We start from the raw sequence: 16,595 nt of genomic DNA, 5'->3' as shown, positions 1-16,595 counted from the left end.
GGTCAAGCCATCAAACGGGGAATGGCCGGCACGGCCTGCTCGGGGCCCATGGCCGAGTAGCCGCCGTCCACCGCGTAGTCGGCCCCGGTGACGAAGCTGGCCTGTGGCGACAGCAGGAAGGCCACCACCTCGGCCACCTCGGCCGGATCGCCCAGGCGGCCCAGCAAGTGGTAATCGGCCGCCACGGCGTCGGCCTTGGCGCGGTTGCCACCGGCGCATTCACCGATCACGCGCGACCAGGTCCAGCCCGGCGACACCGAGTTGACGCGGATGCGGTCGGGCGCGAAGTCCATGGCCAGGCTGCGCGTCACTTGCAGCAGCGCCGCCTTGGACACCGGGTACAGCCAGCGTCCGGTTTGCGCCACGCCCGACGAGATGCTGGTGAAGTTGACGATGGCGCCGCCGCCCGCGGCCACCATCAGCGGGCGCACGGCGCGCGCCAGCATCACGGCGCTGACGACGTTGACGTCCAGCGCCTTCAGCCAGTCGGCCCGGCCGGATGCCGCGCCATCGTCGAGGTAGGTGCAGGCCAGGTTCACCAGCAGGTTCACGCCGCCGAAGCGCGCCTGCACGGCGGCCACGGCGCTGGCCACTTGCGCGTCGTCGGCCACGTCCACCGGCCAGAAGGCCGTGGCGTCGGGGTGGGCCAGGGCTTCGGGCTCGGCCAGCAGGCGCTCGCCGCCCGCGGCATCGATGTCGAACACGGCCACCTTGGCGCCGGCGGCGCGCAGCCGGCGCACCACGGCAGCGCCGATCAGCGTGGCGCCGCCGGTGACGATGGCCACCTGGCCTGAGAGGGGATGCTGCTGCACGAGGGCCTCCTGCGGGATTGGGGAGGCCCATGGTCCGGCGCGGGCGCGCGGGCCGAAATCCGCTGCGTGCGCTGCCTGTCCGCGAATCGCAACTGTGCTGTGGACCGGCGCGTGGCCTGCGCCGACCTCATCGCCTATGACCTGCAACCTGGCGCAATGGGGCGGCGAGCGCTGCGTGGATTCGGGCGCGTCGGGCCTTCTCGCCCGTGCTGGATGGCCGGCACATCCCCCGCCACCCCTTCGACGCCGACGCCCCGGCGCTGTCGGCCCAGGTGCCGATGATCGTGGGCACGGTGCTGGACGAGCGCCCGTGCCGGATGGGCCCGTTCGACATGGACGAGGCCGCCCTGCTGGCCGATGCCGAGAGCCGGCGACCCGGGCAGCGCGCGCACATGGACACCGACAGCAGCTTCCGCGTCGCGGCGCAGAACCAGAGCCAGCGCAAGGCCGCGCAGGGCCAGGGCGCGCCGCCGGCCTGAACTCAGGCCATGCCAGTGACGGGATGCTGGTCCGGTCCGGTGGCCACGCGGCGAAATCGCGACGGCGTCACGCCCATGTGCTCGCGGAAGAAGCGCGAGAAATTGCCCGGTGACGAGAAGCCGAGCTCCATCGCCACCGAGGTCAGCGGCTCCGCCCGCAGCGCCAGCCGGCGCACGGCTTCCTCCACCCGCACGGCGCTCCAGAACACCTGGGGCGTGGTGTTGAGCTGATCGCGGAACAGCGAAAAGAAGTGCGCTCGTGACAGGCCCACCTTGCCGGCGATGTCTTCCACCGAGATCGGGTCGGCCACGTGCTCGCGCATGTAGGCGATGGCGGCGCGCAGCCGATGGTCCAGCATGGGCGTGCGGGCACGCAGCCCGGCCGGATCCACCGGGGCCAGCGTGGCGTCGATCGCCGTGCCGATCAGCGCCTCCACCTCCTGGGTCAGGCGCGCTGGCTGGTCGGCACCGGCCGACAGGATCATGTCCAGCACGCGCCAGCAGGATTGGCGCAGCGCCGGGCTGATCGGCACCCGCGGTGACGGGAAGAAGAACGGTCGGCCGCTAACCGCCCGCCGCTCGTCCAGCCAGGGCTTGGCGATGTAGAGCACCAGGAAGATCGCCGGCTGGCTCTTGTCGAGCAGCCGTGCGTCGTGCGATTCATAGGCATTGGTGCCCAGCGCCACCTCGTCGCTGTACTGCACCAACTCAGAGCCCAGGTGCGCCTGGGCGCGGCCGCCACCCAGCCAGAACGCGAACTGCGTCTCGGCATGGGCGTGCGCCACCAGATCGTCTCGAAGGTCCAGCACCACCGCGCGGCCGAACTCCCCTTCGCGAATGGCATAGGCATCTGACATCGCTTGTCTCCTGGGCCTGAACTATCGGGCCGCACCATGGGCCGCGGAAGGCGTCGCCGGGGCCTTCCAGGGAAAGCCCCGATGAGCGGGCCAGACTTGGCGATAAGTCGCGCGACGCGGCGATAAGCGCCCCATGCCACCGATTTCTACAGTGCTTGCCAGCACGGTCTGACGCGATGCGCAGATCCCCGGAAGTCCCGAAAAGCACGAAGGAGAGCGCGATGCGCCTGGCAACCTATTTCCATGGTGGACAACGGCAGGTGGGCCGGGTGTCGGCCGACGGCACCCGCATCACACCGCTGGCCCTGCCCCATGCGCAGGCCGAACGCGGTGTGCTGGCCATCATCGAGGCCCTGGCCCAGGGCGGCGCGCTGCCCGAGGCCGGCGGCCCGGCGCTGGACATCGCCAGCGTGCGGCTGGACGCGCCGCTGCCGCGGCCGCGCCGCAACCTGTGGTGCGTGGGCCGCAACTACCACGCCCATGCCAAGGAGTTGTCGGCCTCGGTGTTCAAGGACAACGACGCCAATCCGGAGTCGTGGCCCATCGTCTTCACCAAGGTGCCCGAGTGCGTGGTGGGGCCGTTCGACGATGTGCAGATCCCGCTGGGCGTGTCCGAGCAGATCGACTACGAGGCCGAACTGGCGGTGGTGATCGGCAAGGGTGGCAAGAACATCGCACGCGGTGAGGCGCTGGGCCATGTCTTCGGCTACACGGTGGTCAACGACGTGACGGCGCGCGATGTGCAGATGCGCCACCAGCAGTGGGACATGGGCAAGTCCTTCGACACCTTCTGCCCGATGGGGCCGTGGATCGTGACGGCCGACGAGTTCGACGGCGAGCGCACCCGGGTGCGCTGCTGGGTGAACGGCGAGCTGCGCCAGGACGGCCCGACCGAGCACATGATCTTCGACATCCCCACGCTGATCGAGACCCTCTCGCGCGGCATCACGCTGTACCCCGGCGACGTGATCGCCACTGGCACGCCGGCCGGCGTGGGCATGGGCCTGAAGCCGCCTCGGTACCTGCGGCCGGGCGATGTGGTCAAGGTCGAGATCGACCGGCTCGGCGCGATCGAGAACCGCTTCGTCTGAGGTCTGCCCATGAGCACGCAATTCATTGACGGCCTGGCGGTCGAGATCGATGGCCAGGGGCCCGACCTGGTGTGCATCCACGGCCTGGGCGGCAGCAGCAACACCTGGACGCCGCTGTTTCCGGCGCTGGCCGGGCACCGCGTCGTGCGCATCGATCTGCCGGGCAGTGCACGCTCGGCAGCGCTGGCCGGTGGGCCAGGTTCGCTGGACATCGACGCGATGGTCGACGCGGTGGCACAGGCCTGCCAGCGCCTGGACATCACGCGGGCGGTGTTCCTGGGGCATTCAATGGGCACCATCGTCTGCCAGCACCTGGCGGCGCGTCAGCCCGGGCTGGTCAGCCGGCTGGCCCTGTTCGGCCCGCTCGTGTGTCCGCCGGATGCGGCACGGCCCAACGTGCAGGCACGCGCCGACAAGGCGGCAGCCGGCGGTGCCGCGGCCATGCAGGAGATCGCCGACGCCGTCGTGCAAGGCGCCACGGCGCGGCACGCGCGCGAGACCCAGCCGCTGGCCGTGGCACTGGTGCGCGAGAGCCTGATGCGGCAGGACCCGCTGGGCTATGCACGCAGTTGCGAAGCCCTGGCCCGCGCGCAATCGGCGGTGCTGGAGAACATCGCCGTACCGGTGTTGCTGGTCACCGGCGACGAAGACGGAGTGGCGCCACCAGCGGCCGTACAGGCCATGGCCAGCCGCCTGCGCGATGCGCGCATGGTGGTGCTGCCGCAGTGCGGCCACTGGACACCGCTCGAGTGCGCCATGCAGTGCCAGGCCCTGCTGCGCGACTTTCTGCCGGCGCCCTGAGCGTCCAGGCGCCCTCGCTTCCCCAACCTGAACCGAACCGGCCCGCGCGGGGACCGGGTGGCCCCTGCACGCCTGTGGATCCCAGAACGCCACCCTGACGCCACCCTAGGAGACAAGCCATGACCGAGATCCTGTTCACCAACGCCCGCGTGTTCGACGCCACGGGCGCGCAACCCTTCGACGGCGAGGTGCTGGTCAAAGGCCAGCGCATCGCCCAGGTGCGCCACGGCCGGCACAACATCGCGCGCGGCGCAGCCACCCAGGTGATCGACGCCGCAGGTGCCTTCCTGATGCCCGGCATGACCGAGGCCCACACGCACTTCGGCTGGAACGACCAGCCCACGCTGGCTGCCATCCAGATGATGCCGCCTGAAGAGCACACGCTGTGGTGCATCCGCGTGGCCAAACGCTACCTGGACATGGGCTGGACCTCGTGCGTGGGCGCAGCCACCGCCAAGCCGCGGCTGGACGTGGTGACCCGCAACGCCATCGACAGCGGCGACTTCCCCGGCCCGCGCTACCTGGCCGCCAGCCAGGAGATCGCGCACCTGGGCGGGCTGGGCGACATGTCGCTGCCGCACCTGCCGTTCCAGGAACTGAGCTTTGCCCACGTGGTCAGCGGCCCGGAGGAGATGCGCAAGGCCGTGCGCATGTTCGTGAAGTTCGGCGTCGACCAGATCAAGCTCAACCTGTCGGGCGAGTACATCACGGGCCTGCCGGCCGAACTGACGCCGTTCTCGGACGAGGAGGTGGCCATGGCCACGGCCGAGGCGAGGCGACTGGGCAAGCGCGTGGCAGCCCATGCGCGCTCGGCCGAATCGGTCAAGCAGTGCGTGCGGCATGGCATCGAGGTGATCTACCACGCCAGCTTCGCCGATGAAGAGGCGCTGGACATGCTGGAGGCGAACAAGGACCGGCATTTCGTGGCGCCCGGCCTGGCCTGGCTGGTGAACACCTGCTTCCACGCCAAGGACTACGGCATCACCACCGAGGTGGCCACGCAGATGGGCTACATGCGCGAGTTGGAGGCGGCCGCCGACACGCTGCAGAAGATGCACAAGCGCGGCATCCGCGTGCTGCCGGGTGGGGACTACGGCTTTGCCTGGGTGCCGCACGGCACCAATGCCAAGGACCTGGAGTACCTGGTGAAGTACGTGGGCATGACGCCGATGGAATCGCTGCTGGCGGCCACCGCACGCGGCGGCGACATCATGATGAAGCCCCACGAGCTGGGCCAGATCCGGGAAGGGTTCCTGGCCGATCTGCTGCTGGTGGACGGCGACCCGCTGCAGAACCTGAGTCTGCTGCAGGAGGCCGACCGGCTGCTGGCCATCATGAAGGATGGCCGCTTCCACAAGGCCCCGCGTGCGGCCTGAATCGGCCAGTGGCACCGGCATGTCACCGCCACCAACGCCGCAGGCCTTCACGGTGTGGCGTCGCGGATGCGATGCCGTGCCGGCACCGCCCCTGCCCCAGCCGCAGACCGATGCTGCGCAGCCGCAGGACGGCCCGGCGCAGGACACGGTGTACGGCGTCTGCGTGCGCGCCGTCCAGCGTTGCTGCGGTCGGGGATGCCGGCACTGCCGGGTCTATCACCACCGGGGCAGGCGTCCGGCCGCGCCGGACGCCGGGCCGCCTTGAGGCCTCGGCGCCTCAGGCGTTGGGCGCGAACGCCAGCGAGCTGGCTTGCGTGGCCGGCCGCCCGGCCTGCGGCTCGGGCCAGCGCTGCGACACGGTCTTGAGCTTGGTGTAGAAGCGTGCAGCGTCGGGGCCGAACATGTGGGCCTCGCCGAACTTCGAGCGGCGCAGGCCGCCGAAGTTGTAGTAGCCCACCGGCACCGGCACCGGCACGTTCACGCCGATCATGCCGGCCTCCACCTCGCCCACGAAGCGGCTCGCCGCGCGGCCGTCGCGGGTGAAGATCACGGCGCCGTTGCCGTACTCGTGGCTGTTGGTCAGCGTGATGGCCTCGTCCAGTGACGCCACGCGCATCAGGCCGCGCACCGGGCCGAACACCTCCTGCTTGTAGAAGTCCATCGCCGGGGTCACGCCGTCCAGCAGCGTGGGGCCGACGAAGAAGCCGTCCTCATGGCCCGGCACGCGCAGGCCGCGGCCGTCGATCACCATCTGCGCGCCGTCGCCCAGGCACTGCTCCACCGCGCGCAGCACGGCGCGTTTGGCGTCGGCCGAGACCAGCGGGCCGTAGTCGGCCTGGGCGTCGTCGTACGCGCCCACCTTCAGCGCCTGGATGCGCGGCAGCAGCAGCGCGCGCAGGCGCTCGGCCGTGGTGTCGCCCACGGCCACCAGCAGCGACACCGCCATGCAGCGCTGGCTGGCCGAGCCATAGCCGGCGCTGACGAAGGCGTCGGCCGCAGCCTCGAGGTCGGCATCCTCCAGCACCACCATGTGGTTCTTGCCACCGGTGTAGCTGCCCACGCGCTTGTTGTGCGCCGTGCCCTGGCGGTACACGTACTCGCCGATGGCGGTGGATCCGACGAAGCTGATGGCCGGCACGTCGGGGTGCTGCAGCAGCGCATCCACGACCTCCTTGTCGCCGTTGACGACGTTCCACACGCCGTCGGGCAGGCCGGCCTCCTGCCACAGCCGGGCCAGGGCCAGTGCGCTGCTGGGCACCTTCTCCGACGGCTTGAGCACCACGGCGTTGCCGGTGGCAATCGCCATCGCACCCATCATCAACGGGATCATCACCGGGAAGTTGAAGGGCGTGATGCAGCCCACCACGCCCACCGGCTGACGCACCGAGTAGACGTCGATGCCGCCGCCCACGTTGCGGCTGTACTCGCCCTTGGTGACCACCGGCGCGGCGGTGGCGAACTCCAGCGCCTCGATGCCGCGCGAGACCTCGCCGCGCGCGTCGGCAAAGGTCTTGCCGTGCTCCTGGCCGATCAGGCGCGCCAGCGCGTCGATGTCGCGCAGCACCAGCTCGCGCATCTTGAACACCACCTGCTGCCGCGCGTTGTGCGAGGCGCGGGCCCAGTGGCGGCCGGCGGCCACGGCCGAGGCCACGGCCTGGTCCAGCGTGGCGCGGTCGGCATAGGCGCAGTCGGCCTGCTGCCGGGCCGTGGAAGGGTTGAACACCGGGCCACGGCGCGGGCCGGTGCCGGCGGTGGTCTGGCCCTGGATGAAGTGGGGGATGAGCTGCATGGGTCTGCCTTGGGGTCGGTGGTGCATGACCATAAATATATACAAACTGCGCTTTGTCGATATTTAAGGGTTTACACCGCTCGCTTCTCGGTGTCGTATCGGAGAAAAATATATAAACACTCCGCAAGACGACGAAAGGACTGTCTGCCATGAAGCTGCTTCGATACGGCCCCGCAGGCCAGGAACTGCCGGGACTGCTGGATGCGCAGGGCCGCATCCGCGCCCTCAGCCCGCTGCTGCGGGACATCACGCCCGAGCTGCTGTCGGACGAGGCGCTGAACCAGCTGCGCGCCATCGATCCCGAGAAGCTGCCGCTGGTGGCCGGCCAGCCGCGCCTGGGCGCGCCGGTGGCAGGCACGCGCCAGTTCATCGCCGTGGGCGTGAACTACGCGCTGCATGCCGAGGAGGCCAGCATGGCCGTGCCCAAAGAGCCGATCGTCTTCAACAAGTCGATCACCTGCATTGGCGGCGCCAACGACGACATCGTGATCCCGCCGGGCTCCAAGGGCGTGGATTGGGAGGTGGAACTGGGCTTCGTGATCGGCAAGCCCGCCTACCAGGTACCCAAGGCTCGGGCGCTGGACTACGTGGCCGGCTACTTCACCGCCAACGACGTGTCCGAGCGCGAGTGGCAGCTGCAGCGCGGCGGCCAGTTCGTGAAGGGCAAGAGCCCGCCCACCTTCGGCCCGGTGGGGCCCTGGCTGGTGACGCGCGACGAGGTGCCCGATCCGCAGAACCTGCGGCTGAACCTCCAGGTCAACGGCATTACGCGGCAGGACGGCAGCACGCGCGACATGCTGTTCGGCGTGGCCTGGCTGATCGAGCACCTGACCGGCTTCTTCAGGCTGGAGCCGGGCGACCTGGTGATCACCGGCACCCCTGCCGGTGTGGCCTACGGCATGAAGCCGCCGGTCTACCTGCAGCCCGGCGACGTGGTGACGCTGGAAGTCGAAGGCCTGGGCCGCCAGACCCAGCGCGTGCGCGGCAGCTGAAGCGCCCGATGCCACACCAGGGGACACCGATGCTCAAGGTACAGGACATCCAGTACGTGGTCTACGGCGTGGGCGATCTCGACCGCACCACCGCCTTCATGGCCGACTTCGGCCTGCTGCCACTGGCCACGCAAGGCGGGCGGCGCTACTTCCGCGGCGCCGGGCCGCACGCCTACATCTACGTGGCCGACCCGGCCGCGCCGGTGGGGCTGCAGGCGGTGGGCCTGCGGCTGGCGCACGCCGCTGACCTGGAACAGGCCGCGCGCATACCCGGCGCCTCGCCGATCGAGGACCTGGACGCCCCCGGTGGCGGCCGGCGCGTGCGCGTCACGATGGCCGGCGGCCTGCCGCTGGAACTGGTGCATGGCATCGAGGCCCTGGCACCGCTGCCGATGCGCGATCCGCTGGCCATCAACCACGGGCTGCAGAAGCACCGCGTCAACCGCCCGCAGCGCCCCGAGGCGCGGCTGGACGTGCTGCGCCTGGGACACGCCGCGCTGACCGTGCCCGACCCGGTGGCCGCGCGCGACTGGGCGCAACGCCACCTGGGCATGATCGTCTCCGATGCACTGCTGGTACCCGGCGCGAAAGACCAGTACCTGGGCTTCTTCATGCGCTGCGACCTGGGCAGCACGCCCAGCGACCACCACAGCTTCCTGATCGCGGCGGGCGAGCGGGCCGGCACGCACCACATCTCGTTCGAGATGCAGGACATCGACGCCGTGCACATGGCCCACGAGTGGATGCGCAGCCGCGGCCATGCGCACCACTGGGGCGTGGGCCGCCATGTGCTGGGCAGCCAGGTGTTCGATTACTGGTGGGACCCCGACGGCATGCGCATCGAGCACTACGCCGACGGCGACCTCTACGACAGCGCGGTGCCAGCCACCACGGTGGAGGCCACCAACGACCAGCTGTGGACCTGGGGCCCCCCGGTGCCCGACACCTTCTTCCAGCAGACCCGCCAGGGCTGAGGCCCGCACCCACGCAGGAGACATGCACATGCGACACACACTCCGGGCCACACTCGGCCTGCTGGCGGCAGCCGCCACCGCAGCCGCGCAGCCGGCGCTGGCCCAGCCGGCCGCCAACCCGATCCGCGTGGGGGCCGTGCTCTCACTGACCGGCCCGCTGGCCGTGGCCGGCCAGCCCGAGCGCGACGGCATCGCGCTGGCCGTCAAGCAGGTCAACGCTGCCGGCGGCGTGCAGGGCCGGCCGCTGGAGGCGCTGATCGAGGACGATGCCAGCAGCGCCGATGGCGCGCTCAGCAAGACCAACAACCTGGTCTTCAACCGCCAGGTGCGGGCGCTGCTGGGCTCCAGCGGCATTGCCGCCACGGTGGCCATGGGCGGCATCACCGCCACGCGCAAGCTGCCGCAGCTGGCCTTCACCGGCCTGGGCCCGGCGGTGGAACGCGAGCGCCCCTGCGTGTTCCACCTCACGCCGGCGCAGGAGCTCAATGCCCGCAGCCTGCTGGAGTACGCGGTGCGCGAACTGAAGCTGCGCAAGCTGGCCATCCTGCACGACACCGGCTTCGGCGCGCCGGTGGCGGCCAGCCTCAAGGCGCTGGCGGGCGAGTACGGCGTCAGCTTCGTCGGTGTGGAGAAGGTGGACCTGGGCGCCACCGATGCCACGCCCCAGGCCGCCAAGCTGCGCAGCGCCGAGCCCGAGGCCATCCTGGTGGTGGCCTCCAGCCCCACACCGTTCCGCAGCGTGCGGCAGATGAAGGTCACGGTGCCGGTGATCGCCGCCCACCCATCGGCGCCCTACGACGTGGTCAAGGCCATGGGCGACGGCGCCGAGGGCGTGGTGTTCGCCGACTTCCTGGTGGCCGAGGAGCCGCTGCCGCACCAGCAGGCCTTCGTCGATGCCTTCCAGAAGGAGTACGGCCGGCTGCCGAAGAACTTCGACGCGGTGGGCTTCGATGCCGTGCAGATCCTGGTGCGTGCGCTGCAGAAGGCCGGCCCCGACGCCAGCGGCGAGGCGCTGTGCACGGCCATGCGCTCGCCCCAGGCCGGCGTGCTGGCCAGCTACGACCTGGCGGCGCCTGACATGGGCGGGCTGAAGGTGGGCAGCTTCGTGTACTCGCGGTACCAGAACGGCAAGTTCAGCCGGCTGAAGTACCGGTCGGCGCCCTGACATGGCGACATGGCAATGGGCAGCGCCATGAACGCGGCACTCTTCAGCCAGGCCGTGGCCTCGGGCATCACCAACGGCAGCGTCTACGCGCTGATCGGGCTGGGCCTGGCGGTGGTGTTCAAGGGCGCCCGCATCATCAACGTCACGCAGGGCGAGTTCGCCGTGGTGGGCGCGCTGATGGCGGTGCTGTGCCTGCAGCGCCTGGGCTGGCCCTACCCTGCGGCCATGGCCGCTGGCGTGGCCAGCGGCGCCCTCACCGGCCTGTTCATCGACTGGGCCTTCGTGCGGCCGATGCTGCGGCGCGGCGCCAACGAGGAGAGCTTCCTGCTGCTGACCATCGGCCTGGCCTTCACGCTGTCGGCGGCGGCGCTGTACTTCGGCGGTCGCAGCGCGCACCTGCTGCCGGCACTCGGCGGCGAAGGCATCGTCGAGCTGGGTGCGGCCACGGTGCGCACCCATGCGCTGTGGCTGGTGGCCATTGCCGCGGTGGTGGTGCTGGCGCTGCGCTGGTTCTATCGCCACACGCTGCTGGGCCTGTCGATCACGGCTGCCTCCAGCGACGCGCCGGGCGCCGCCACGGTGGGTGTGGATGTGGCGGCCTGCCGCCGCCTCACCTTCTTGCTGGGCGGCGGGCTGGGCGCCATCGCCGGCATCCTGGTCACGCCGCTCACGGCCATGAATTACCACATGGGCATCGCGCTCACCCTCAAGGGCTTCGCGGCGGCCATCCTGGGCGGCCTGGTCAACCCCTTCGGCGCCATCGTCGGCGGGCTGGTGCTGGGCCTGGTGGAGTCGCTGGCGCTGGTGGTGTTTCCCTCGGGCTACAAGGAGGTGGTGGCGATGGCCCTGCTGATCCTGATCATGCTGCTGATGCCGTACGGCATCCTGGGCCGCGCCGGCCGGGTGGGGGGTTGAGCATGAACCACCCAACCCGCTTTCTGAGCGTACTGGCGGCCCTGACCGCCATCGCCCTGCCCTTCGCGCTGGAGCGCCACTGGATGGACCTGCTGGTGCTGGCCGGCATCCACGCCATCGCCGGGCTGGGGGTGTCGCTGCTGCTGGGCCAGTGCGGCATCCTGAACCTGGCGCAGTCGCTGTTCTTCGGCATCGGCGCCTTCACAACGGCCATCCTCAGCACCCACTTCGGCTGGCCGATGGGGCTGGACATCCCGGTGGGCATGGCGCTGGCCGGCGGGCTGGCCCTGCTGATCGGCTGGCCCATCCTGCGCCTGAACGGCTTCTTCCTGGCGCTGGCCACGCTGGCCATCGGCCTGATCGGCACGGCGCTGATGCTGGAGCTGGACGACTGGACCGGCGGCGAGCTGGGCATCAGCGGCATCCCCAAGCTGCACCTGGGCACCTGGGCCTTCGACACGCCAACCCGCTTCTACGGCCTGGTGTGGTGCGTGGCGCTGGGCGTGCTGTGGCTGGCCGCCAACCTGGTGCGCGGCCGCATGGGCCTGGCCATGCGCGCGATGCGCGACGCCCCCGCCGCGGCCGAGGGCCTGGCCGTGCAGATGCACGGCATCAAGGTCTTCATGTTCGTGCTGTCAGCCGGCCTGGGGGCGCTGGCGGGATCGCTGTATGCCTACTACCTGTCGTTCATCAACCATGCCAGTTTCGGCGTCGAGCGCTCCATCATGTTCCTGCTGATCCCGGTGATCGCCGGTGCCCACTCGGTCTGGGGTGTGGTGCTGGGCGCGCTGTTCCTGACTTTCGTGCCCGAACTGCTCAGCGCCTTCGGCGACATCCACCGCGTGCTGTTCGGGCTCTCGCTGGTGGGGGTGGTCTGCTTCCTGCCGAACGGCCTGACCGGGCTGGCCAGCCGGGCCCACTTCGCGGCCCTGCGCCGCCAGCCTGACCTGCCCGCCGCAGAACCCAAGGAGGCCGCATGAGCGCCATGCACCCCGTGCTGTTGGCGTCGCAGGGCCTGGGCCATGCCTTCGGGGGCCTGAAGGTGCTGCGTGACGTGAGCTTCCAGGTGCCGCAGGGCTCGATCACCGGACTGATCGGGCCGAACGGCAGCGGCAAGACCACCTGCTTCAACATCCTGTCGGGCTACTTGCGGCCCGCGACAGGCACGGTGCAGTTCGCGGGCGAGGACATCACCGGTGCCTCGGTGCGGCAGCGTGCGCTGCGGGGCATGGTGCGCACCTTCCAGGCGCCGCAGGTATTCCGCCAGCTCACGGTGCTGGAGAACCTGATGGTGGGCGGCTACCGGCACGTGCGCAGCGGCCCGCTGGCCGACATGCTGCGCCTGGCGGCCTGCCGGCGCGACCTGGACCGCCTGGAGGCCGATGGCCGCGCGATGGCCCGGCGCTTCGGGCTGACCCCGCTGCTTGACCGGCCAGCCGGCACGCTGCCGGCCGGCCAGATGCGCATGGTGGAGCTGGCGCGGGCCTGCGTGGGCCAGCCCCGGCTGCTGATGCTGGACGAACCTTCGTCGGGCCTGAGCGCGCCGGAGATCGACACGCTGCGCGAGTGGATCGTGCAGCTCAATGCCGAGGGCATGACCATCCTGCTCGTCTCGCACGACATGGGGCTGATGACCGTGGCCCATGAGGTCAACGTCCTGTACTTCGGCGACATCATCGCCACCGGTGACATGGCCGACATCCAGGCCAACCCGCGCGTGCGCGATGCCTACCTGGGAGCCTGAAATGAACCCCATGCTGGTGGTCGACAATCTGCGCGCCGGCTATGCCGGCGTGCCCGTGGTGCACGGCGCCAGCCTGCACGTGGCGCGCGGCGAGATCGTGTCCATCATCGGCGCCAACGGCGCGGGCAAGAGCACCCTGGTGGCCTGCCTGTGCGGCCTGGTGCAGCCGATGTCCGGCCGCGTGATGATGGACGGCCGCGACGTCACCGCCGTGCCGGCGCACCGGCGCCAGGCCAGCGGCATCGCCGTGGTGCTGGAGGGCCGCCACCTGTTCCCCGAACTGAGCGTGCGCGACAACCTGGCCATCGCCGAGGCCACCGGCGAGCGGCAACGCCGGGGCCACCGCCGCCTGACGCGCGACGAGGTGTTCGAATTGTTCCCCGTGGTGCGCGAGCGCCTGGCCTCGCCGGTGGGCCTGCTGTCGGGCGGGCAGCAGCAGATGGTGGCCATCGCCCGTGCGCTGCTGCTGCAGCCCGACCTGCTGGTGCTGGACGAACTGACCACCGGCCTGGCGCCCATCGTGGTGAAGGACATCCTGAACGTGCTGACCCGCCTGCGCGACCGGGGCCTGAGCCTGCTGCTGGTGGAGCAGAGCATCCGCATCGCCGCCGACCTGAGCGACCGCAGCTATGTCATGTCGGTGGGCCGCATGGTGCACGAGGTGGGCGCCGACGACTGGCCGCGCCTGCTGGCCGACGATGCGCTGGTGAAGGCCTACCTGCACGGCTGAGGTCGCGGCCTGGCCGCCGGTGGCCGGGGTGGGGATCGCGGCCGAGACGGCGCGCCCGCGCGCTCAGCGCGAGGCGCGCATCTCGCCCGCCAAGGCCGCCAGCCCGACCGTCGCGGCCGAGGCCCCCGCGTGTGCGCCGAACTCGGTCAGCGCGATCTCCGACGACGTGGCGGTGTGGTCGCTCAGCAGGGCCACCGCAAGATCCGGCTTGCGCGACACCGCGGCCTGGGCGATCGCCTGGTGCTCACCCGCGACGTCGCGCGACACGGTGGTCTGCGAACTGACCGAGATGTGGCGGTAGCGCGTGGTGAGGTCGCGCAACTCGTCGGCCATGCGCAGCAGGTACGGCGAGCGGCAGGCCGACAGCAACTGGCGGTGGAAGTCGTTGTGCAGGCGCTCCCACTGGATGTCGAGCTTGCGCTCGGGCGTGGCCTCGTAGGGCTGCAGGCGCGACAGGGCATGCAGCGCGCCGATGACGCGGCCTTCCCAGTCGGCATCGCCCAGCGCAATGGCCTCGCGCAGCGCAGCGCCTTCGACCAGCACGCGCACACGCGTCAGGTCCTGCAGTTCGGCGGCCGACACCGAGCGCACATAGAAGCCGCGCTGGTCGCGCACCTCCACGAAGCCGCTCATCGCCAGCCGCGACAGCGCCTCGCGCACGGGAATGGCACCCACGCCGTATCGCGCCGTCGTCTCGGCGATCTTGAGCTTCTGCCCCGGCCGCAGATCGCCCCGGATGATGTCGGCCCGGATGCGGTCGTGGACCTGCGTGGTCAGGGTGGTGGATGCGCTGGCGGCATCCGTCGCGGCGGCGGACGGCTTTCGGGGCATGCAACGGATTCTAGTCGGCGCCGAAGGAATATATATAAAACCCGCCGCCCAGCGACATCACCCGGACGGCGCCGCGCCCGCCTTCGCCACCCGTCCGTCAGGTGCGCAGCGTCAGCCCGCCATCGGCCACCAGGCCATGGCCGGTGATGAAGTCGGCCTCGTCGCTGGCCAGCAGCAGCACCGCGCGCGCCATGTCGATGGGCTGGCCCAGGCGGCGCAGCGCGGCCTTCTTCTCCCACACCGCGCGGATGGGGTCCTGGTCGAAGCTGGCGCGGGTCATGCCCGTGTAGATCGCGCCCGGCAGCAGGTAGTTGACGGTGATGCCCCACTTGCCCAGTTCCAGCGCCAGCGTCTTGCTCAAACCGGCCACGGCGTGCTTGCTGGCGGTGTAGGCCGACAGGCCCAGGTCGGTGCGCTCGGCCATCACCGAGGCGGTGTTGACGATGCGCGCGCGCCCGGTGAGCGCGGCGCGGGCCTTGAGCGCCGGAATGGCGGCCCGGCTCAGGCGGAACACCGCGCGCGTGTTGACCGCGAAGATGCGGTCCCAGTCCTCGTCGGTGGTGTCCTCGCCGAAGCTGCGCCCGGAAACGCCGGCGTTGTTGAACAGGATGTCCAGGCCGCCGTCACCCGCCCGCAGCGCCGCCGCCACGATGGCCTCGGCGGCGCCGTCGAGGCTCACGTCCTGGGCCAGGGGCACGATGCGCTCGCACCCCGCATGCACGCTGTCGATGGCGCTGCCCGGACGATCCACCGCCAGCACCGTGGCGCCTTCGTCGGCGAACAGCCGGGCGGTCGCCTCGCCGATGCCCGAGGCGGCTCCGGTGACGATCGCCACCTTGCCCGCCAGCCTGTGCAAACCGCTCATGTCCGTTGCTCCTGTGCGCCGGGATCGGCGGCCTGCAGGCTAGCAAAGCCACCCGGCCGACCTGCGACACCCTGGCGACAGCGCGCCGGTCACACGGTGGGCATTGCGGGGGCCGCACACGCCAAGCGCCGAGAATCGGCACTGGCCCGTATGGCCCGGAGCTTCCAGGATGAAAGTCGACTTCGATGGCGTGCAGGCCTTCGTGGCCGTGGCCGAGATGGGCGGCTTCAGCCGCGCTGCGCGCGAACTGAACCTGACCCAGACAGCCCTGACGCGGCGCATCCAGAAGCTGGAGGCCTACCTGGGCCTGACGTTGCTGAACCGCACCACGCGGCGCGTGGAACTCAGTGCCGTGGGGCGCGACTTCCTGCCCCAGGCACGGGCCATCGTGCAGGACATGACCAGCGCCGTGGAACGGCTCAAGGACATGTCGCGCCATGGCCGCGGCCAGCTGGTGCTGGCCTGCATCCCGTCGATGACCTCGCATGTGCTGCCCGCGCTGATCCAGGCCTATGCACAGCAGCACCCCGACAACCGCATCCGCCTGCTCGATGGCTCGTCCAACGAGGTGTGCCAGGCGGTGCTGGCCGGCAAGGCAGACCTTGGCATCGCGGTGCAGGGCGACCAGCACCCCGACCTGGTGGAGCAGGTGCTGTTCGCCGACCCGCTGGTGTTCCTGTGCCGCGCGCCGCATGCGCTGGATCAGGCTGAATCGGTGCGCTGGGCCGACATGCGCGACACCGAGCTGATCGGCGTCAGCGGCTTCATGGCCACGCGCATCTTCATGGACTACCAGCTGGCCAAGCACGGCATCCGGGTGCACAGCACCTACGAGGTGCAGCACCATGCCACCGCCATCAACCTGGTGGCTGCCGGCGTGGGCGGCGCCATCCTGCCCTCGTCCACCTTCAAGGAGGGCGACCGACCCGGCGTGCGCAAGATCGCGCTCACCCATCCCACGGTGCGGCGCAAGGTGGTGCTGCTGCGGCGCAAGGGCCAGGCCCTGTCACCGGCCGCCCAGGCCTTTGCGACCCAGATCGAGCGGGCGCGCTTCAAGGTCTGACCGGCCGCCGCGGCAACCGATGCGATTGATGCCTCAGCCGCAACAATCCCGCTGCAACTCTCACTTCCGGATCTGAGGCGCCGTTCGCAGAATCCGCCCCCGTTGATTCAA

The 16,595-nt window shown here is 70.6% G+C and carries 17 protein-coding genes; 12 read left to right on the top strand and 5 right to left on the bottom strand.

Annotated features, from left to right (window positions below; translation table 11 throughout):
* Positions 1-2: 2 nt before the first annotated feature.
* A complete protein-coding gene (locus AACH10_RS22780; protein WP_341412829.1) occupies positions 3-812 on the bottom strand; it encodes an SDR family oxidoreductase in 810 nt (269 codons plus the stop codon).
* 206 nt (positions 813-1,018) lie between these two features.
* Here AACH10_RS22780 and AACH10_RS22775 point away from each other — a divergent pair, with 206 nt between their 5' ends.
* Positions 1,019-1,291 (top strand): hypothetical protein, encoded by a 273-nt coding sequence (locus AACH10_RS22775; protein WP_341412828.1) that lies wholly within the window; start codon positions 1,019-1,021, stop codon positions 1,289-1,291.
* Between the two features lie 2 nt (positions 1,292-1,293).
* Here the strand turns inward: AACH10_RS22775 and AACH10_RS22770 are convergent, their stop codons facing one another.
* A complete protein-coding gene (locus AACH10_RS22770; protein ID WP_341412827.1) occupies positions 1,294-2,148 on the bottom strand; it encodes a helix-turn-helix domain-containing protein in 855 nt (284 codons plus the stop codon).
* Positions 2,149-2,369: 221 nt separating this feature from the next.
* Between AACH10_RS22770 and AACH10_RS22765 the strand changes: the two genes are divergently transcribed.
* The 3 genes from AACH10_RS22765 to AACH10_RS22755 all read left to right on the top strand — a co-directional run bounded on the left by AACH10_RS22765 (position 2,370) and on the right by AACH10_RS22755 (position 5,416).
* Positions 2,370-3,239 (top strand): fumarylacetoacetate hydrolase family protein, encoded by an 870-nt coding sequence (locus tag AACH10_RS22765; protein WP_341412826.1) that lies wholly within the window; start codon positions 2,370-2,372, stop codon positions 3,237-3,239.
* Between the two features lie 9 nt (positions 3,240-3,248).
* Positions 3,249-4,040 carry an alpha/beta fold hydrolase gene (locus AACH10_RS22760; protein ID WP_341412825.1) on the top strand — a complete coding sequence of 264 codons (792 nt, stop codon included), beginning with the start codon at positions 3,249-3,251 and terminating at the stop codon, positions 4,038-4,040.
* Between the two features lie 119 nt (positions 4,041-4,159).
* Positions 4,160-5,416 (top strand): metal-dependent hydrolase family protein, encoded by a 1,257-nt coding sequence (locus AACH10_RS22755; protein ID WP_341412824.1) that lies wholly within the window; start codon positions 4,160-4,162, stop codon positions 5,414-5,416.
* Positions 5,417-5,693: 277 nt separating this feature from the next.
* Here the strand turns inward: AACH10_RS22755 and AACH10_RS22750 are convergent, their stop codons facing one another.
* Complete coding sequence (locus AACH10_RS22750) at positions 5,694-7,205, bottom strand: CoA-acylating methylmalonate-semialdehyde dehydrogenase (protein ID WP_341412823.1); 1,512 nt, start codon at positions 7,203-7,205, stop codon at positions 5,694-5,696.
* A 149-nt stretch (positions 7,206-7,354) separates the two neighbouring features.
* Here AACH10_RS22750 and AACH10_RS22745 point away from each other — a divergent pair, with 149 nt between their 5' ends.
* The 7 genes from AACH10_RS22745 to AACH10_RS22715 are packed head-to-tail and all read left to right on the top strand — an operon-like array spanning position 7,355 to position 13,725.
* Entirely contained in the window at positions 7,355-8,197 is an 843-nt protein-coding gene (locus tag AACH10_RS22745; RefSeq protein WP_341412822.1) for a fumarylacetoacetate hydrolase family protein, read from the top strand.
* A 29-nt stretch (positions 8,198-8,226) separates the two neighbouring features.
* Positions 8,227-9,171 (top strand): VOC family protein, encoded by a 945-nt coding sequence (locus tag AACH10_RS22740; RefSeq protein ID WP_341412821.1) that lies wholly within the window; start codon positions 8,227-8,229, stop codon positions 9,169-9,171.
* A 28-nt stretch (positions 9,172-9,199) separates the two neighbouring features.
* Positions 9,200-10,336 carry an ABC transporter substrate-binding protein gene (locus AACH10_RS22735; protein WP_341412820.1) on the top strand — a complete coding sequence of 379 codons (1,137 nt, stop codon included), beginning with the start codon at positions 9,200-9,202 and terminating at the stop codon, positions 10,334-10,336.
* Between the two features lie 27 nt (positions 10,337-10,363).
* Positions 10,364-11,251: a branched-chain amino acid ABC transporter permease gene (locus tag AACH10_RS22730; RefSeq protein WP_341412819.1), complete on the top strand. Its 888-nt coding sequence runs from the start codon at positions 10,364-10,366 to the stop codon at positions 11,249-11,251.
* A 2-nt stretch (positions 11,252-11,253) separates the two neighbouring features.
* A complete protein-coding gene (locus AACH10_RS22725; protein WP_341412818.1) occupies positions 11,254-12,231 on the top strand; it encodes a branched-chain amino acid ABC transporter permease in 978 nt (325 codons plus the stop codon).
* On the top strand, positions 12,228-12,995 hold the full coding sequence (locus tag AACH10_RS22720) for an ABC transporter ATP-binding protein (RefSeq protein ID WP_341412816.1): 768 nt from the start codon (positions 12,228-12,230) through the stop codon (positions 12,993-12,995). The genes AACH10_RS22725 and AACH10_RS22720 overlap by 4 nt, the downstream gene beginning before the upstream one ends.
* 1 nt (position 12,996) lies before the next feature.
* Complete coding sequence (locus AACH10_RS22715; RefSeq protein ID WP_341412815.1) at positions 12,997-13,725, top strand: ABC transporter ATP-binding protein; 729 nt, start codon at positions 12,997-12,999, stop codon at positions 13,723-13,725.
* A 63-nt stretch (positions 13,726-13,788) separates the two neighbouring features.
* Here AACH10_RS22715 and AACH10_RS22710 read toward each other — a convergent pair whose 3' ends face one another.
* Positions 13,789-14,556: a GntR family transcriptional regulator gene (locus AACH10_RS22710; RefSeq protein WP_341412814.1), complete on the bottom strand. Its 768-nt coding sequence runs from the start codon at positions 14,554-14,556 to the stop codon at positions 13,789-13,791.
* A gap of 97 nt (positions 14,557-14,653) precedes the next feature.
* Positions 14,654-15,421 carry an SDR family NAD(P)-dependent oxidoreductase gene (locus tag AACH10_RS22705; RefSeq protein ID WP_341412813.1) on the bottom strand — a complete coding sequence of 256 codons (768 nt, stop codon included), beginning with the start codon at positions 15,419-15,421 and terminating at the stop codon, positions 14,654-14,656.
* A 169-nt stretch (positions 15,422-15,590) separates the two neighbouring features.
* Between AACH10_RS22705 and AACH10_RS22700 the strand changes: the two genes are divergently transcribed.
* Positions 15,591-16,484, top strand: coding sequence for a LysR family transcriptional regulator (locus tag AACH10_RS22700; protein ID WP_341412812.1), 894 nt, complete (start codon positions 15,591-15,593; stop codon positions 16,482-16,484).
* Positions 16,485-16,595: the final 111 nt, after the last annotated feature.

Source organism: Pseudaquabacterium inlustre (assembly GCF_038066595.1).
Lineage (GTDB): Bacteria > Pseudomonadota > Gammaproteobacteria > Burkholderiales > Burkholderiaceae_C > Pseudaquabacterium > Pseudaquabacterium inlustre.
This window is presented reverse-complemented; position numbering and strand designations above follow the sequence as displayed.